Origin of the sequence: Burkholderia sp. FERM BP-3421, assembly GCF_028657905.1 — a bacterium.
In the GTDB taxonomy this organism is placed as follows: Bacteria; Pseudomonadota; Gammaproteobacteria; order Burkholderiales; family Burkholderiaceae; genus Burkholderia.
Window position 1 is genome coordinate 3,321,805 of record NZ_CP117782.1, and the last position, 18,037, is coordinate 3,339,841.

An 18,037-nucleotide genomic window follows, 5' to 3' on the forward strand; every position below is an offset into this window, starting at 1 on the left:
CGAGATGGTCGACGCCGGCCGAGGCGGAGTGCGCGTGGGATCTGGGGCAGAATGCACATCCTTTCTCGTGAGGTGATGCGCATGACATTCCGCCGCTGTTTCCCCGTTCTCGCAGGTTGCGCCGCGCTGGTGCTGTCGCAGTGGGCGTCGGCCGCCGGAGGCGGCGCGCCGGGAGCGGCGTCGCATTGGGTGGCGGCCTGGGCGAGCGCGCTGCAGCCGATTCCGGAGCTGGCTGCGCCGCCGCCGCTTTACAAGGCGCCGGACGTGGCCGGGCGCACGCTGCGCCAGATCGTTTATCCGACGGTGGCCGGGCGGGCGGTGCGCGTCCGCGTGAGCAACGCGTACGGCAGCACGCCGCTCGTGATCGATGCGCTGCGGATCGGGCGTTCGGCGGGCGGCGCGGCGGTGCGGGACGGGGTGTCGGCGCCCGTGACGTTCGGCGGGCGCCCGGGGGTGGAAGTGGCGCCCGGGCAGGAGCGGGACAGCGATCCGGTCGCGTTCGAGGTTGCGGCGGGCGAACCCTACGCGCTCAGTCTATATATAGGCGCGCGCCAGCGGATGTCGGTATGGCATCGGGTGGCGAACCAGTCCAACTATGTGTCGGTGCCGGGCAACCATGCGGCTGATTCCGGGGCGCAGGCATTCCGGGTGCGCTTCACGCAATCCGCGTGGGTGACCGAGTTGGCGGTGGAGAGTCCGGAGCCGCCGGCGGGGGCGGTGGTGGCGATTGGCGATTCGATCACCGACGGCCTGCGCTCGAGCCTGAACCAGAACCGCCGGTGGCCCGACGCGCTGGCGCGCCGGGTGTCGGCATTGGGCGGGCGGCCGGTGGGCGTGGTGAATCTGGGGATCAGCGGCAACCGTCTGCTGAGCGATTCGCCGTGCTACGGCGAGGCGCTGGAGAAGCGTTTCGCGCGGGATGCGCTGTCGCGCACGGGGGCGCGGGCGGCGGTGCTGCTGATCGGCATCAACGACATCAATTTTGCCGCGATGCCGCCGCGCGCGGGGCTCGATTGCGACGCGCCGCATACGCAGGTGAGCGCGGCCGCGCTGATTGCCGGGTATCGACGGCTGATCGCGGCTGCGCACGAGCGTGGCGTGGCGTTGTATGGCGCGACGCTGACGCCGGCGGGGCTGCCGCCGGCGCGCGAGGCGATCCGGGTGGCGGTCAACGAATGGATCCGGACGTCGCGGGCGTTCGATGGCGTGGTGGATTTCGATGCGGCGCTGCGGGATCCGGCGCGGCCTGGCGTGCTGCAACGACGCTATGACAGCGGTGACGGCATCCATCCGAGTGACGCGGGGTACGCGGCGATGGCGGATGCGGTGCCTCAAGCCTGGCTGGAGGCGTTGACGAAGGGCCGCTGAGCGGGGGAGGCGCCCGATCGGGCGCCTTTTTCATAAAATTTTAATGAAACCCTTAAAAAGGGCTTGCGTGGCGGGAAAAGCGTGCCTACAATCACGCCTCTTTCGCGCTAACGGAAACGCAGCGCGAAGGAAGAGAAGCAAAGCCTGGCGCGGGTTTCAAGCGTGTTGGGCAAAGATGGTTGATCGATAGCAGGACGATCAGCGCGATGAAAAAAGTTGTTGACGCGCTGCTCTGAATTGATCATAATCTCGCTTCTCTGCTGCTGAAAACGCAGCGCTGCTGAGAAGGTCGATAAGAAGTCCGGCCCGCCTCGCAGATGTGCTCTTTAAAAATTAACAGCCGATAAGTGTGGGCGCTTGATGGGATGCGAGTCTGATCTTCGGATCGGATCAAGCAAAAGTATCAAGAGTCTCACACTAAAGTAAGTCAGGTTTATGAAGCAATTCATATACCTGTCAGCTTTGAGTGAGCGACCGGTTTCTAACGAAACCGAAAAACAGTAACAGGTATTGAACTGAAGAGTTTGATCCTGGCTCAGATTGAACGCTGGCGGCATGCCTTACACATGCAAGTCGAACGGCAGCACGGGTGCTTGCACCTGGTGGCGAGTGGCGAACGGGTGAGTAATACATCGGAACATGTCCTGTAGTGGGGGATAGCCCGGCGAAAGCCGGATTAATACCGCATACGATCTACGGATGAAAGCGGGGGATCTTCGGACCTCGCGCTATAGGGTTGGCCGATGGCTGATTAGCTAGTTGGTGGGGTAAAGGCCTACCAAGGCGACGATCAGTAGCTGGTCTGAGAGGACGATCAGCCACACTGGGACTGAGACACGGCCCAGACTCCTACGGGAGGCAGCAGTGGGGAATTTTGGACAATGGGGGAAACCCTGATCCAGCAATGCCGCGTGTGAAGAAGGCCTTCGGGTTGTAAAGCACTTTGTCCGGAAAGAAATCCTTTGGGCTAATACCCCGGGGGGATGACGGTACCGGAAGAATAAGCACCGGCTAACTACGTGCCAGCAGCCGCGGTAATACGTAGGGTGCGAGCGTTAATCGGAATTACTGGGCGTAAAGCGTGCGCAGGCGGTTTGTTAAGACAGATGTGAAATCCCCGGGCTTAACCTGGGAACTGCATTTGTGACTGGCAAGCTAGAGTATGGCAGAGGGGGGTAGAATTCCACGTGTAGCAGTGAAATGCGTAGAGATGTGGAGGAATACCGATGGCGAAGGCAGCCCCCTGGGCCAATACTGACGCTCATGCACGAAAGCGTGGGGAGCAAACAGGATTAGATACCCTGGTAGTCCACGCCCTAAACGATGTCAACTAGTTGTTGGGGATTCATTTCCTTAGTAACGTAGCTAACGCGTGAAGTTGACCGCCTGGGGAGTACGGTCGCAAGATTAAAACTCAAAGGAATTGACGGGGACCCGCACAAGCGGTGGATGATGTGGATTAATTCGATGCAACGCGAAAAACCTTACCTACCCTTGACATGGTCGGAATCCTGAAGAGATTCGGGAGTGCTCGAAAGAGAACCGATACACAGGTGCTGCATGGCTGTCGTCAGCTCGTGTCGTGAGATGTTGGGTTAAGTCCCGCAACGAGCGCAACCCTTGTCCTTAGTTGCTACGCAAGAGCACTCTAAGGAGACTGCCGGTGACAAACCGGAGGAAGGTGGGGATGACGTCAAGTCCTCATGGCCCTTATGGGTAGGGCTTCACACGTCATACAATGGTCGGAACAGAGGGTTGCCAACCCGCGAGGGGGAGCTAATCCCAGAAAACCGATCGTAGTCCGGATTGCACTCTGCAACTCGAGTGCATGAAGCTGGAATCGCTAGTAATCGCGGATCAGCATGCCGCGGTGAATACGTTCCCGGGTCTTGTACACACCGCCCGTCACACCATGGGAGTGGGTTTTACCAGAAGTGGCTAGTCTAACCGCAAGGAGGACGGTCACCACGGTAGGATTCATGACTGGGGTGAAGTCGTAACAAGGTAGCCGTATCGGAAGGTGCGGCTGGATCACCTCCTTTCTCGAGCTTCGCACAAAGTTGAGCGCTCACGCTTATCGGCTGTTTATCAAGACAGACTCAGGGGTCTGTAGCTCAGTCGGTTAGAGCACCGTCTTGATAAGGCGGGGGTCGTTGGTTCGAATCCAACCAGACCCACCAAGTTGTCTGACGTGTGATGGTTCAGTGCTTCGGTACTGTGCCGCTAACCGCGGGCAGAAACCTGAGGAAGTCTCTGTATGGGGGCATAGCTCAGCTGGGAGAGCACCTGCTTTGCAAGCAGGGGGTCGTCGGTTCGATCCCGTCTGCCTCCACCAATCTTCAATGACAAGCGTTCGACGTGATCGAACTTTTGTCATTGGCGATTGAGCCAGTCAGAGTGATATGAGTAATACCATATCGGCTGTCGTTCTTTAACAATCTGGAAGAAGTAAGTAATTTGGATAGCGGAAGCGTCTTGAGATGGACGTGAAAACTATCCGGGTTGTGATTGTATCGATGTATCTCAAGATGATTCGAACTTCATGTTCGGCTCAATTGGAATACGGCACAACGCGAGAACTCAACCTGTAACGGCTGTAAGTCGAAAGACGAGACAGACTCGTTATAGGGTCAAGCGAATAAGTGCATGTGGTGGATGCCTTGGCGATCACAGGCGATGAAGGACGCGGTAGCCTGCGAAAAGCTACGGGGCTGGCAAACAAGCATTGATCCGTAGATGTCCGAATGGGGAAACCCACTCCTTCTGGAGTATCCATAGCTGAATACATAGGCTATGTGAAGCGAACGCGGTGAACTGAAACATCTAAGTAACCGCAGGAAAAGAAATCAACCGAGATTCCCAAAGTAGTGGCGAGCGAAATGGGATCAGCCTGTACTCTTTATTTTTGTTGTTAGTCGAACGCTCTGGAAAGTGCGGCCATAGCAGGTGATAGCCCTGTAGACGAAAACAGCGAGAAAGAACTAAGTGTACGAAAAGTAGGGCGGGACACGTGAAATCCTGTCTGAAGATGGGGGGACCATCCTCCAAGGCTAAATACTCGTGATCGACCGATAGTGAACCAGTACCGTGAGGGAAAGGCGAAAAGAACCCCGGGAGGGGAGTGAAATAGATCCTGAAACCGCATGCATACAAACAGTCGGAGCCTGGAAACGGGTGACGGCGTACCTTTTGTATAATGGGTCAGCGACTTACGTTCAGTAGCAAGCTTAACCGTATAGGGCAGGCGTAGCGAAAGCGAGTCCGAATAGGGCGTTCAGTTGCTGGGCGTAGACCCGAAACCAAGTGATCTATCCATGGCCAGGATGAAGGTGCGGTAACACGTACTGGAGGTCCGAACCCACTAACGTTGAAAAGTTAGGGGATGAGCTGTGGATAGGGGTGAAAGGCTAAACAAACTTGGAAATAGCTGGTTCTCTCCGAAAACTATTTAGGTAGTGCCTCGTGTCTCACCTTCGGGGGTAGAGCACTGTCATGGTTGGGGGGTCTATTGCAGATTACCCCGCCATAGCAAACTCCGAATACCGAAGAGTGCAATCACGGGAGACAGACATCGGGTGCTAACGTCCGGTGTCAAGAGGGAAACAACCCAGACCGCCAGCTAAGGTCCCCAAATATAGCTAAGTGGGAAACGAAGTGGGAAGGCTAAAACAGTCAGGAGGTTGGCTTAGAAGCAGCCACCCTTTAAAGAAAGCGTAATAGCTCACTGATCGAGTCGTCCTGCGCGGAAGATGTAACGGGGCTAAGCTATATACCGAAGCTGCGGATGCACACTAGTTGTGCATGGTAGGAGAGCGTTCCGTAAGCCTGCGAAGGTGCGTTGAAAAGCGTGCTGGAGGTATCGGAAGTGCGAATGCTGACATGAGTAGCGATAAAGGGGGTGAAAGGCCCCCTCGCCGTAAGCCCAAGGTTTCCTACGCAACGTTCATCGGCGTAGGGTGAGTCGGCCCCTAAGGCGAGGCAGAAATGCGTAGCTGATGGGAAGCAGGTCAATATTCCTGCACCATTGTTAAATGCGATGGGGGGACGGATCGCGGAAGGTTGTCCGGGTGTTGGAAGTCCCGGTCGCTGCATTGGAGAAGGCACTTAGGCAAATCCGGGTGCAGAATTCAAGGGTGTGGCGCGAGCTTCTTAGGAAGCGAAGCAATTGGAAGTGGTTCCAAGAAAAGCCTCTAAGCTTCAGTTTAACAATGACCGTACCGCAAACCGACACAGGTGGGCGAGATGAGTATTCTAAGGCGCTTGAGAGAACTCGGGAGAAGGAACTCGGCAAATTGGTACCGTAACTTCGGGATAAGGTACGCCCTTGTAGCTTGATGCCCCTGCGGGCAAAGGGTGAAGGGGTTGCAATAAACTGGTGGCTGCGACTGTTTAATAAAAACACAGCACTCTGCAAACACGAAAGTGGACGTATAGGGTGTGACGCCTGCCCGGTGCCGGAAGATTAAATGATGGGGTGCAAGCTCTTGATTGAAGTCCCGGTAAACGGCGGCCGTAACTATAACGGTCCTAAGGTAGCGAAATTCCTTGTCGGGTAAGTTCCGACCTGCACGAATGGCGTAACGATGGCCACACTGTCTCCTCCCGAGACTCAGCGAAGTTGAAGTGTTTGTGATGATGCAATCTACCCGCGGCTAGACGGAAAGACCCCATGAACCTTTACTGTAGCTTTGCATTGGACTTTGAACCGATCTGTGTAGGATAGGTGGGAGGCTATGAAACCGGAACGCTAGTTTCGGTGGAGCCGTCCTTGAAATACCACCCTGGTTTGTTTGAGGTTCTAACCTTGGTCCGTGATCCGGATCGGGGACAGTGCATGGTAGGCAGTTTGACTGGGGCGGTCTCCTCCCAAAGCGTAACGGAGGAGTACGAAGGTACGCTAGGTACGGTCGGAAATCGTGCTGATAGTGCAATGGCATAAGCGTGCTTAACTGCGAGACCGACAAGTCGAGCAGGTGCGAAAGCAGGTCATAGTGATCCGGTGGTTCTGTATGGAAGGGCCATCGCTCAACGGATAAAAGGTACTCTGGGGATAACAGGCTGATACCGCCCAAGAGTTCATATCGACGGCGGTGTTTGGCACCTCGATGTCGGCTCATCTCATCCTGGGGCTGTAGCCGGTCCCAAGGGTATGGCTGTTCGCCATTTAAAGAGGTACGTGAGCTGGGTTTAAAACGTCGTGAGACAGTTTGGTCCCTATCTGCCGTGGGCGTTGGATATTTGAAGGGGGCTGCTCCTAGTACGAGAGGACCGGAGTGGACGAACCTCTGGTGTACCGGTTGTCACGCCAGTGGCATCGCCGGGTAGCTATGTTCGGAAGAGATAACCGCTGAAAGCATCTAAGCGGGAAACTCGCCTTGAGATGAGATATCCCTGGAGGCTTGACCTCCTTGAAGGGTCGTTCGAGACCAGGACGTTGATAGGTCAGGTGTGTAAGCGCAGTAATGCGTTCAGCTAACTGATACTAATTGCCCGTAAGGCTTGATCCTATAACAAGTCTGTCTCGATGTCCGTCAGCGCTTCAGCGCAGACGGACATCGAGCGTCGAGTGCAAGGCACTCGATGTACGACGGTTGAAGTACCGCGTACGTGTGAGATACAACCTCACAACCCCAAAATTACTGCTTCTTCCCAGATTGGTCGCGTTGCGAAGCAGCGCGACAACCCTCTTTGCCTGATGACCATAGCGAGTCGGTCCCACCCCTTCCCATCCCGAACAGGACCGTGAAACGACTCTACGCCGATGATAGTGCGGATTGCCCGTGTGAAAGTAGGTAATCGTCAGGCTCCCTCTGCCAAAACCCCCGCCCATCCGGCGGGGGTTTTGCTTTTTGCGCGCCCGAATTCTCCCGGTTCCCCATAGATACCGCCCGACCCGGATCAGGACCGGGCGATGAATCGCGGGCGACGCCCAGGTCGTTGCGCGCGCAGCCATGAAGCAACGCTTCCTCCGCCCGCAGTAACGGACGTCTCCAGCACCTCGCACGCCTGAAGCATCGAGCGGCTTCCCGTCTCGCGCACATGCACGAAAAAAGCATACCCATCGTCGATTCTGGCAAGATGCCGGCCTTCCACTCCTCGGGCGAATGGCCATGTCGCACCGCTTCCTGTTTCCCGAAGACGGCTTGCTCGTTCGCGACGACATCAGGCTGCGCCTGATTCGCGCAGGCGATGCGCCCGACCTCCTGCGCTACTCCGTCGAAAACCGGACCCACCTCAAGCGCTGGGAGCCGAGCAGGGCAGCGTCGTTCCATACGCTCGACGCTATGCACGCGCGGCTCGACGCCGTGCTTCGAAGCCATGCCGCACATACCGCCCTTCACCTCGTGCTGGATCGCCCCGGTGCCTCGGGCATCGTCGGCGAGTGCAACTTTACGAATATTGTCCGCGGTCCGTTCCAGGCCTGCCACCTCGGCTTCTCGATCGATGCGCGCGAGGAAGGGCGCGGGCTGATGGCGGCCGCCTTGAGGCTCGCTATCGCCCATGCATTCGAGGTTCTGCAGCTGCACCGGATCATGGTCAACCATCGCCCCGAGAATACGCGCAGTGCAGTGCTGCTCGCGCACCTGGGCTTCGAGCGTGAGGGGTTGGCAAAGCGCTATCTGAAGATCGACGGTGCGTGGGCCGACCACGTGCTGACCTCGTTGATCAACCCGTCGGACAGGGATTGAAGTGCTCCAGGCCGCCTGGTGCGGGGCCATTCGCGTCAATTTGCACAATTTCGGGATTTCTTTGGCGAAAACTGGCATTTCGCTATTGGCGCAACGCGCCGCAGACCGTATGATGGCGGTCTTCTGTTTTTCAGGTGCGAGCCTGGGTAGCGGAGGCAGACGGATATGGGCGGCAGCTGAACAGGTTACCGTACTCCATGCAGGCAAGCCGGCGCAAGGCGCTGAAATTGCCGGGCAGGGAGCACAGCGACAGTGGGCACTCGAAGATGATGCAAAAATCTTGATGAGGTGCTTGACATGGGTTCGATGCACCCCCATAATCGTCAGTTCTCTACGGAGGGGTGCCCGAGTGGCTAAAGGGGGCAGACTGTAAATCTGTTGGCTTACGCCTACGTTGGTTCGAATCCAACCTCCTCCACCAAGACATACGCAAGAGCGGTAGGGAATCGTTAAGTGGCCCGTGCGGGTGTAGCTCAATGGTAGAGCAGAAGCCTTCCAAGCTTACGACGAGGGTTCGATTCCCTTCACCCGCTCCAGTTCATGAGTTTTGAAGCATAGAAGCGCCCATGTGGCTCAGTGGTAGAGCACTCCCTTGGTAAGGGAGAGGTCGGCAGTTCGATCCTGCCCATGGGCACCAAGCTTTTAAGTTGTCAGTGTCTGTTTGCGCGCGGCGCAACATGTGAAATTCCTGTTAGGAGTTGAAAATGGCCAAGGAAAAATTTGAGCGGACCAAGCCGCACGTGAACGTTGGTACGATTGGTCACGTTGACCACGGCAAGACGACACTGACGGCAGCGATCACGACCGTGCTGACGAAGAAATTCGGCGGCGAGGCGAAGGCCTACGACCAGATCGACGCGGCACCGGAAGAAAAGGCGCGCGGCATCACGATCAACACGGCACACGTCGAGTACGAAACGGCTAACCGCCACTACGCGCACGTTGACTGCCCGGGCCACGCTGACTATGTGAAGAACATGATCACGGGCGCAGCGCAGATGGACGGCGCGATCCTGGTGTGCTCGGCAGCAGACGGCCCGATGCCGCAAACGCGCGAGCACATCCTGCTGGCGCGTCAGGTTGGCGTTCCGTACATCATCGTGTTCCTGAACAAGTGCGACATGGTGGACGACGCTGAACTGCTCGAGCTGGTCGAGATGGAAGTTCGCGAACTCCTGTCGAAGTACGACTTCCCGGGCGACGACACGCCGATCGTGAAGGGTTCGGCAAAGCTGGCGCTGGAAGGCGACACGGGCGAGCTGGGCGAAGTGGCGATCATGAGCCTGGCAGACGCGCTGGACACGTACATCCCGACGCCGGAGCGTGCAGTTGACGGCGCGTTCCTGATGCCGGTGGAAGACGTGTTCTCGATCTCGGGTCGCGGCACGGTGGTGACGGGCCGTATCGAGCGCGGCGTGGTGAAGGTCGGCGAAGAAATCGAAATCGTCGGTATCAAGCCGACGGTGAAGACGACCTGCACGGGCGTGGAAATGTTCCGCAAGCTGCTGGACCAAGGTCAGGCAGGCGACAACGTCGGTATCCTGCTGCGCGGCACGAAGCGTGAAGACGTGGAGCGCGGCCAGGTTCTGTCGAAGCCGGGTTCGATCACGCCGCACACGCACTTCACGGCTGAAGTGTACGTGCTGAGCAAGGACGAAGGCGGCCGCCACACGCCGTTCTTCAACAACTACCGTCCGCAGTTCTACTTCCGTACGACGGACGTGACGGGTTCGATCGAGCTGCCGAAGGACAAGGAAATGGTGATGCCGGGCGACAACGTGTCGATCACGGTGAAGCTGATCGCGCCGATCGCGATGGAAGAAGGTCTGCGCTTCGCAATCCGCGAAGGCGGCCGTACCGTCGGCGCCGGCGTCGTTGCCAAGGTCCTCGAGTAAGCCAGTTATTCGTTGATCGACAGTTTTGGGGCCGGCAGTGGCCGGTCCCACATGGTTTAGGGGTATAGCTCAACTGGCAGAGCGTCGGTCTCCAAAACCGAAGGTTGGGGGTTCGATTCCCTCTGCCCCTGCCACTTGCCACGCTCGTCGTGGCGTTTGTTTTAAGGTGTTATGGCGAATCCTTCCGTCGAAACTGTAAATACCTCCGGCGATAAGCTAATGCTGGCCCTGGGCGTATTGTTGGTCTTGGCCGGATTTGCGGGCTTCTTCTTGCTGGGTGGCAAGGAGTGGTACGTCCGCGGCGCTGCGTTGGCAGTGGGGGTTGTCGCCGGTGCGGCCGTTGCGCTGATGTCGCTTCCGGGCAAAGGCTTCATTGCTTTCGCCAAGGATTCGTATCGCGAAGTGCGCAAGGTGGTCTGGCCCACGCGCAAGGAAGCCACGCAAACCACGCTCGTCGTGTTCGGCTTTGTGCTGGTGATGGCGCTCTTTCTTTGGCTGAGTGACAAGTCCATCGAATGGGCGATTTTCTCGGTGATTCTGGGTTGGAAATGATATGAGCGATACTCCGGCATCCCCGAGTGGAAAACGTTGGTACGTCGTGCACGCCTACTCCGGTATGGAGAAGAGCGTGCAGCGCGCGCTTCAGGAGCGCATCGAACGTGCTGGCATGCAGGACAAGTTCGGCCAGATCCTGGTTCCTACCGAGGAAGTGGTCGAGGTCAAGGGCGGCCACAAGGCCGTCACCGAACGTCGTTTCTTCCCCGGCTACGTGCTGGTCGAAATGGAAATGACGGACGAAACCTGGCACCTCGTGAAGAATACCGCGAAGGTCACCGGTTTCGTGGGCGGCGCCCGTAACCGCCCGAGCCCGATTTCCCCGCGGGAAGTCGAAAAGATCATGTCGCAGATGCAGGAAGGCGTGGAGAAGCCGCGCCCGAAGACCCTGTTCGAAGTCGGCGAGATGGTTCGGGTGAAGGAAGGTCCGTTCACCGACTTCAACGGTACGGTCGAAGAAGTGAACTACGAAAAGTCGCGTGTGCGCGTTTCGGTCACCATCTTCGGTCGCGCGACGCCGGTCGAGCTCGAATTCGGTCAGGTCGAGAAGGTCTAACAAGATTCAGGTGGGCAGCCCCAGGGTTGTCCACTTTTCGCGCTTACGGTCCGCGTCAATGACCGTTGAGGAGCGCCAGTAGTCGCAAGACGAACCCGCGTTATCACTCACCGGACGCTTAGGCGTTCCAACGAGGTTTTCAAAATGGCAAAGAAGATCATCGGCTTTATCAAGCTGCAGATTCCTGCAGGTAAAGCCAATCCGTCGCCGCCGGTCGGTCCGGCGCTGGGCCAACGCGGCCTGAACATCATGGAGTTCTGCAAGGCGTTCAACGCGCAGACTCAAGGCATGGAGCCGGGCCTGCCGGTGCCGGTGGTCATCACGGCATTCGCGGACAAGAGCTTCACGTTCGTGATGAAGACGCCGCCGGCGACCGTCCTGATCAAGAAGGCGGCCAAGGTGGACAAGGGTTCGAGCAAGCCGCACACCGACAAGGTCGGCACGATCACCCGCGCGCAAGCAGAAGAAATCGCCAAGACCAAGATGCCCGACCTCACGGCGGCTGATCTGGACGCAGCTGTTCGCACCATCGCTGGTAGCGCACGCTCGATGGGCATCACCGTGGAGGGTGTGTAAATGGCTAAGATCTCGAAGCGCCGTCAGGCATTCGCCGCTAAGGTCGACCGTCAGAAGCTGTACGCGATCGAAGACGCACTGGCACTCGTGAAGGAATGCGCGAGCGCGAAGTTCAACGAATCGATCGACGTGGCTGTCCAGCTCGGCATTGATGCGAAGAAGTCGGACCAGGTCGTTCGCGGCTCGGTCGTGCTGCCCGCAGGTACCGGCAAGTCGGTGCGCGTCGCCGTGTTCGCGCAAGGCGAGAAGGCCGAGCAGGCGCGTGCCGCCGGCGCGGAAGTGGTCGGCATGGAAGATCTGGCTGAACAGATCAAGGCCGGTCAAATGGATTTCGACATCGTGATCGCTTCGCCGGACACGATGCGGGTCGTCGGTACGCTCGGCCAGATCCTCGGCCCGCGCGGCCTGATGCCGAACCCGAAGGTCGGCACCGTGACGCCGGACGTCGCGACTGCCGTGAAGAACGCGAAGGCGGGTCAGGTGCAGTTCCGTGTCGACAAGGCTGGTATCATCCACGCGACCATCGGCCGTGCATCGTTCGAAGCCGCCGCACTGCGCTCGAACCTGTCGGCACTCGTCGAGGCGCTGCAAAAGGCAAAGCCGGCGACGAGCAAGGGCGTGTACCTGCGCAAGATCGCACTGTCCAGCACCATGGGTGTGGGCGTGCGCGTCGACCAGGCTACGCTGGCCGCGTAAAGCAATTCAAGCCGCTCCGCGCTGGAGCGGCTTTCTGGGCTTTGGGCGGTTGTCCCGCGCAGTGTGGCGGGGCAACCGGTTATCAAAGACCGTTGGTGGGCGGGCAGCAGTCAGGCAAGCCCTTAATTCAAGCCAACGTAGATGGCGAACCCGAAAAAGTTTTGCAGTGGTGAAGCCGGAAGGCGGAGCGATCCGCGATATCCGGTGGAAATACTCCTAACGAGTCGGACGCCGTTGTTGAACGAGGTACGCGAGGCGCACGCCGACCGTATCGTTTCTGGAGGCTGACCGTGCCGCTTAATAGAGAAGACAAGCAAGCCGTCGTCGCTGAGGTTGCCGCGCAAGTCGCGAAGGCCCAGACCGTTGTGCTGGCTGAGTATCGTGGAATTGCGGTTGGCGATCTGACCAAGCTGCGCGCGCAAGCGCGTGAGCAAAAGGTTTACCTGCGCGTGTTGAAGAATACGCTGGCGCGCCGCGCCGTCGAAGGTACGCCGTTTGCTCCGCTGGCAGAGCAGATGACTGGCCCCCTGATCTACGGCATCTCGGAAGATGCAATTGCTGCTGCCAAGGTCGTCAACGACTTCGGCAAGAGCAATGACAAGCTGATCATCAAGGCGGGCTCGTTCGATGGCAAGGTGATGGACAAGGCAGGCGTGCAAGCGCTGGCCAGCATCCCGAGCCGCGAAGAACTGCTCTCGAAGCTGCTGTTCGTCATGCAGTCGCCTGTTTCGGGCTTCGCGCGCGCACTGGCTGCGCTCGCCGAGAAGAAGCAAGCCGAAGCTGCGTAATCGAACGCGGCTCTGCATCACAGATCGCTGGCTGTACCTGCATTCAATTTAGGAGTATTTCAAATGGCAATCGCAAAAGAAGACATTCTGGCCGCAGTCGAAGGCATGACTGTTCTGGAACTGAACGAGCTGGTCAAGGCGTTCGAAGAGAAGTTCGGCGTGTCGGCAGCTGCAGTGGCAGTCGCTGGCCCGGCAGGTGGCGCAGCTGCTGCTGTCGAAGAAAAGACCGAATTCACGGTCGTGCTGACCGAAGCCGGCGGCAACAAGGTTGCAGTCATCAAGGCTGTTCGCGAACTGACGGGCCTGGGCCTGAAGGAAGCGAAGGACCTGGTTGACGGCGCACCGAAGCCCGTCAAGGAAGGCGTGGACAAGGCAGCGGCTGACGAAGCCAAGAAGAAGCTGGAAGACGCAGGCGCGAAGGTCGAAGTCAAGTAAGTATCGGCTCGCTTTGCGAAGGCTGGCGGTTTTTCACCGCCGGCCTTTTTGTGCTTTGTGGGGACAGTGTTTTGGCACTCTTTCGGGAGGCTTGATGCTGGCCCCAGAAGCCAAAGAAAACCGCCTATCCGTGATCGAATCGGCGATTCTCTTTGTCTTCTGAAGCGACTGCAGAAGGCAAGTTTGGTCGGGCAGCGGGCATTCCAGGCATCCGCTGCCGTCAGCCAGCGGTTGGTAGCGGCCAACCACCAAGCTTCTCGGCTCGTGCCGTAGGACGGCCATCGGGTCTCAGTCGGTGAACACTCGGGTTTGACACGTCAAGGTATCCCGCCTCGATAGCGCCCGCCGTGATTCGGAGATCGTATGCACTATTCCTTCACCGAGAAGAAGCGTATTCGCAAGAGTTTCGCGAAACGCTCCATCGTTCACCAAGTTCCTTTCCTGCTGGCTACTCAGCTTGAATCATTCAGCACATTTCTGCAAGCAGATGTGCCGCCGTCGCAACGCAAGCCAGAAGGCCTCCAGGCTGCGTTTACCTCGGTTTTTCCGATCGTCTCGCACAACGGTTTCGCGCGCCTCGAGTTCGTGAGCTATGCGTTGTCGTCGCCGGCATTCAACATCAAGGAATGCCAGCAGCGCGGTCTCACCTATTGCTCGGCCCTGCGCGCGAAGGTTCGCCTCGTGCTGCTGGACAAGGAATCGCCGAGCAAGCCCGTCGTCAAGGAAGTGAAGGAGCAGGAAGTGTACATGGGCGAAATTCCGCTCATGACGCCGACCGGCTCGTTCGTGATCAACGGCACCGAGCGTGTGATCGTTTCGCAGCTGCACCGCTCGCCGGGCGTGTTCTTCGAGCACGACAAGGGCAAGACCCACAGCTCGGGCAAGCTGTTGTTCTCCGCGCGGATCATCCCCTACCGCGGTTCGTGGCTCGACTTCGAATTCGATCCGAAGGACGTGCTGTACTTCCGCGTCGACCGCCGCCGCAAGATGCCGGTCACGATCCTGCTGAAGGCGATCGGCCTGACGCCGGAACAGATCCTCGCGAACTTCTTCGTGTTCGACAACTTCACGTTGATGAACGAAGGCGCGCAGGTCGAGTTCGTGCCGGAGCGCCTGCGCGGCGAAGTCGCGCGCTTCGATATCACCGACCGTGACGGCAAGGTCATCGTCCAGAAGGACAAGCGGATCAACGCGAAGCATATTCGCGACCTCGAAGCCGCGAAGACCAAGTTCATCTCGGTGCCGGAAGACTACCTGATCGGCCGCGTGCTCGCGAAGAACGTCGTCGACGGCGACACCGGCGAAGTGATCGCGAACGCGAACGACGAAGTGACGGAAAGCGTCCTCGAGAAGCTGCGCGAAGCGAAGATCAAGGAAATCCAGACGCTCTACACGAACGATCTGGACCAGGGTCCGTACATCTCGTCCACGCTGCGCGTCGACGAAACCGCGGACAAGACCGCGGCGCGCATCGCGATCTACCGCATGATGCGTCCGGGCGAACCGCCGACGGAAGAAGCGGTCGAGGCGCTGTTCAACCGCCTGTTCTACAGCGAAGACGCATACGACCTGTCGAAGGTCGGCCGCATGAAGTTCAATCGCCGCGTCGGCCGTGACGAAATCGTCGGCCCGATGACGCTGGAAGACGACGACATCCTCGCGACGATCAAGATCCTCGTCGAGCTGCGCAACGGCAAGGGCGAAGTCGACGATATCGATCACTTGGGCAACCGTCGCGTGCGTTGCGTCGGCGAACTGGCGGAAAACCAGTTCCGCGCCGGTCTCGTGCGCGTCGAGCGCGCGGTCAAGGAACGCCTCGGCCAGGCCGAAAGCGAAAACCTGATGCCGCACGACCTGATCAACTCGAAGCCGATTTCGTCGGCGATCCGCGAGTTCTTCGGTTCGTCGCAGCTGTCGCAGTTCATGGACCAGACCAACCCGCTGTCGGAAATCACGCACAAGCGCCGCGTTTCCGCACTGGGCCCGGGCGGTCTGACGCGCGAGCGCGCGGGCTTCGAAGTCCGTGACGTGCACCCGACCCACTACGGCCGCGTGTGCCCGATCGAAACGCCGGAAGGTCCGAACATCGGCCTGATCAACTCGCTCGCGCTGTACGCGCACCTGAACGAGTATGGCTTCCTCGAGACGCCGTACCGCAAGGTCGTGGACAGCAAGGTGACCGACCAGATCGACTACCTGTCGGCGATCGAGGAAGGCCGCTACATGATCGCGCAGGCGAACGCCGCGATCGACGAGAGCGGCACGCTGGTCGACGAACTCGTGTCGTCGCGCGAGGCCGGCGAAACCATGATGGTCACGCCGGACCGCATCCAGTACATGGACGTGGCGCCGTCGCAGATCGTGTCGGTGGCAGCCTCGCTGATTCCGTTCCTCGAGCACGATGATGCGAACCGCGCATTGATGGGTTCGAACATGCAGCGTCAGGCCGTGCCGTGCCTGCGCCCGGAGAAGCCGGTCGTCGGGACGGGCATCGAGCGCACCTGCGCGGTCGACTCGGGCACCACGGTCCAGGCGTTCCGCGGCGGCGTGGTCGATTACGTCGACGCAGGCCGTATCGTGATTCGCGTGAACGACGACGAAGCCGTCGCCGGTGAAGTCGGCGTCGACATCTACAACCTGATCAAGTACACGCGTTCGAACCAGAACACGAACATCAACCAGCGTCCGATCGTGAAGATGGGCGACAAGGTCTCGCGCGGCGACGTGCTGGCCGACGGCGCCTCGACGGATCTGGGCGAGCTCGCGCTCGGCCAGAACATGCTGATCGCGTTCATGCCCTGGAACGGCTACAACTTCGAGGATTCGATCCTGATCTCGGAGAAGGTCGTGGCCGACGATCGCTACACGTCGATTCACATCGAAGAACTGAACGTCGTCGCACGCGACACGAAGCTCGGACCGGAAGAAATCACGCGCGATATCTCGAATCTCGCGGAAGTCCAGCTCGGCCGTCTCGACGAATCGGGCATCGTGTACATCGGCGCGGAAGTCGAAGCGGGCGACGTGATGGTCGGCAAGGTCACGCCGAAGGGCGAGACCCAGCTGACGCCGGAAGAGAAGCTGCTGCGCGCGATCTTCGGCGAGAAGGCTTCGGACGTGAAGGACACCTCGCTGCGCGTGCCGTCGGGCATGAGCGGCACGGTGATCGACGTCCAGGTGTTCACGCGCGAAGGCATCCAGCGCGACAAGCGCGCGCAACAGATCATCGACGATGAACTGAAGCGCTATCGCCTGGACCTGAACGACCAGCTGCGCATCGTGGAAGGCGACGCGTTCCAGCGTCTCGCGCGCATGCTCGTGGGCAAGGTCGCGAACGGCGGTCCGAAGAAGCTCGCGAAGGGCACGAAGATCGACCAGGCTTACCTGGAAGACCTCGACCACTACCACTGGTTCGACATCCGCCTCGCGGAAGACGAAGCCGCCGCGCAGCTCGAAGCGATCAAGAACTCGATCGAAGAGAAGCGCCACCAGTTCGACCTCGCGTTCGAAGAGAAGCGCAAGAAGCTCACCCAGGGCGACGAACTGCCGCCGGGCGTGCTGAAGATGGTCAAGGTGTACCTCGCGGTCAAGCGTCGCCTGCAGCCTGGCGACAAGATGGCAGGCCGCCACGGCAACAAGGGCGTCGTGTCGAAGATCGTGCCGGTCGAAGACATGCCGTACATGGCCGACGGCCGTCCGGCCGACGTCGTGCTGAACCCGCTCGGCGTGCCGTCGCGGATGAACGTGGGTCAGGTTCTCGAAGTGCACCTCGGCTGGGCCGCGAAGGGCCTCGGCTGGCGGATCGGCGAGATGCTGCAGCGTCAGGCGAAGATCGAGGAAATGCGCATCTTCCTGACGAAGATCTACAACGAGTCGGGCCGCGCGGAAGATCTGGAAAGCTTCACCGACGACGAAATCCTCGAACTCGCGCGGAACCTGCGCGAAGGCGTGCCGTTCGCGACGCCGGTGTTCGACGGTGCGACCGAGGAAGAAATGGCCAAGATGCTCGACCTGGCCTTCCCGGACGAGATCGCGGAACAGCTCGGCATGAACGAGTCGAAGAACCAGGTCCGCCTGTACGACGGCCGCACGGGCGAGATGTTCGAGCGCCGCGTCACGCTGGGCTACATGCACTACCTGAAGCTGCACCACTTGGTCGACGACAAGATGCACGCGCGTTCGACGGGCCCGTACTCGCTCGTCACGCAGCAGCCGCTCGGCGGCAAGGCGCAGTTCGGCGGCCAGCGTTTCGGTGAAATGGAAGTGTGGGCGCTCGAAGCATACGGCGCGTCCTACGTGCTGCAGGAAATGCTGACGGTGAAGTCGGACGACGTGAACGGCCGGACCAAGGTCTATGAGAACCTGGTCAAGGGCGATCACGTGATCGATGCAGGCATGCCGGAATCCTTCAACGTGCTGGTGAAGGAAATCCGCTCGCTCGGTATCGACATCGATCTCGACCGCAATTAATCGGACTAC

General features: G+C 59.2%; 10 protein-coding genes, 6 tRNA genes and 3 rRNA genes. All 19 read left to right on the plus strand.

The genetic code is table 11. The features are described 5' to 3' along the window. Positions 1-81: 81 nt before the first annotated feature. The 19 genes from Bsp3421_RS31100 (at position 82) to rpoB (ending at position 18,028) form a co-directional block, all read left to right on the plus strand. Positions 82-1,368 carry an SGNH/GDSL hydrolase family protein gene (locus Bsp3421_RS31100; RefSeq protein ID WP_274000638.1) on the plus strand — a complete coding sequence of 429 codons (1,287 nt, stop codon included), beginning with the start codon at positions 82-84 and terminating at the stop codon, positions 1,366-1,368. Between the two features lie 512 nt (positions 1,369-1,880). Beyond that, positions 1,881-3,410, plus strand: a 16S ribosomal RNA gene (locus tag Bsp3421_RS31105). Between the two features lie 61 nt (positions 3,411-3,471). Then, positions 3,472-3,548, plus strand: a tRNA-Ile gene (locus tag Bsp3421_RS31110). Positions 3,549-3,627: 79 nt separating this feature from the next. Next, positions 3,628-3,703: transfer RNA gene (locus Bsp3421_RS31115), tRNA-Ala, on the plus strand. A 293-nt stretch (positions 3,704-3,996) separates the two neighbouring features. Next, a 23S ribosomal RNA gene (locus Bsp3421_RS31120) occupies positions 3,997-6,875 on the plus strand. Positions 6,876-7,059: 184 nt separating this feature from the next. Next, a 5S ribosomal RNA gene (rrf, locus tag Bsp3421_RS31125) occupies positions 7,060-7,173 on the plus strand. The 16S, 23S and 5S rRNA genes sit together here with 2 tRNA genes alongside, the layout of an rRNA operon. Before the next feature lie 305 nt (positions 7,174-7,478). Continuing rightward, positions 7,479-8,057, plus strand: a complete 579-nt coding sequence (locus Bsp3421_RS31130) for a GNAT family N-acetyltransferase (protein ID WP_274000639.1) — start codon at positions 7,479-7,481, stop codon at positions 8,055-8,057. A gap of 335 nt (positions 8,058-8,392) precedes the next feature. After that, positions 8,393-8,478 (plus strand) — tRNA-Tyr (locus tag Bsp3421_RS31135). A 41-nt stretch (positions 8,479-8,519) separates the two neighbouring features. Further along, a tRNA-Gly gene (locus tag Bsp3421_RS31140) sits at positions 8,520-8,593 on the plus strand. Positions 8,594-8,619: 26 nt separating this feature from the next. Further along, positions 8,620-8,694 (plus strand) — tRNA-Thr (locus Bsp3421_RS31145). Positions 8,695-8,761: 67 nt separating this feature from the next. After that, positions 8,762-9,952, plus strand: coding sequence for an elongation factor Tu (tuf, locus tag Bsp3421_RS31150; protein WP_274000641.1), 1,191 nt, complete (start codon positions 8,762-8,764; stop codon positions 9,950-9,952). A gap of 58 nt (positions 9,953-10,010) precedes the next feature. Next, positions 10,011-10,086 (plus strand) — tRNA-Trp (locus Bsp3421_RS31155). 37 nt (positions 10,087-10,123) lie between these two features. Further along, the gene (gene secE / locus Bsp3421_RS31160) at positions 10,124-10,504 is read left to right on the plus strand and encodes a preprotein translocase subunit SecE (RefSeq protein WP_274000643.1); all 381 of its coding nucleotides are present in this window, start codon (positions 10,124-10,126) and stop codon (positions 10,502-10,504) included. Position 10,505: 1 nt separating this feature from the next. Continuing rightward, positions 10,506-11,063, plus strand: a complete 558-nt coding sequence (gene nusG, locus Bsp3421_RS31165; RefSeq protein WP_004525645.1) for a transcription termination/antitermination protein NusG — start codon at positions 10,506-10,508, stop codon at positions 11,061-11,063. Between the two features lie 144 nt (positions 11,064-11,207). Continuing rightward, the gene (gene rplK / locus Bsp3421_RS31170) at positions 11,208-11,639 is read left to right on the plus strand and encodes a 50S ribosomal protein L11 (RefSeq protein ID WP_252986273.1); all 432 of its coding nucleotides are present in this window, start codon (positions 11,208-11,210) and stop codon (positions 11,637-11,639) included. Beyond that, positions 11,640-12,335: a 50S ribosomal protein L1 gene (rplA, locus tag Bsp3421_RS31175; RefSeq protein ID WP_274000644.1), complete on the plus strand. Its 696-nt coding sequence runs from the start codon at positions 11,640-11,642 to the stop codon at positions 12,333-12,335. A gap of 290 nt (positions 12,336-12,625) precedes the next feature. Beyond that, positions 12,626-13,123 (plus strand): 50S ribosomal protein L10, encoded by a 498-nt coding sequence (gene rplJ, locus Bsp3421_RS31180; protein WP_274000645.1) that lies wholly within the window; start codon positions 12,626-12,628, stop codon positions 13,121-13,123. 63 nt (positions 13,124-13,186) lie between these two features. Continuing rightward, the gene (rplL, locus tag Bsp3421_RS31185; protein WP_274000646.1) at positions 13,187-13,558 is read left to right on the plus strand and encodes a 50S ribosomal protein L7/L12; all 372 of its coding nucleotides are present in this window, start codon (positions 13,187-13,189) and stop codon (positions 13,556-13,558) included. A gap of 363 nt (positions 13,559-13,921) precedes the next feature. Then, a complete protein-coding gene (gene rpoB / locus Bsp3421_RS31190; protein WP_274000648.1) occupies positions 13,922-18,028 on the plus strand; it encodes a DNA-directed RNA polymerase subunit beta in 4,107 nt (1,368 codons plus the stop codon). Positions 18,029-18,037 lie beyond the last annotated feature (9 nt).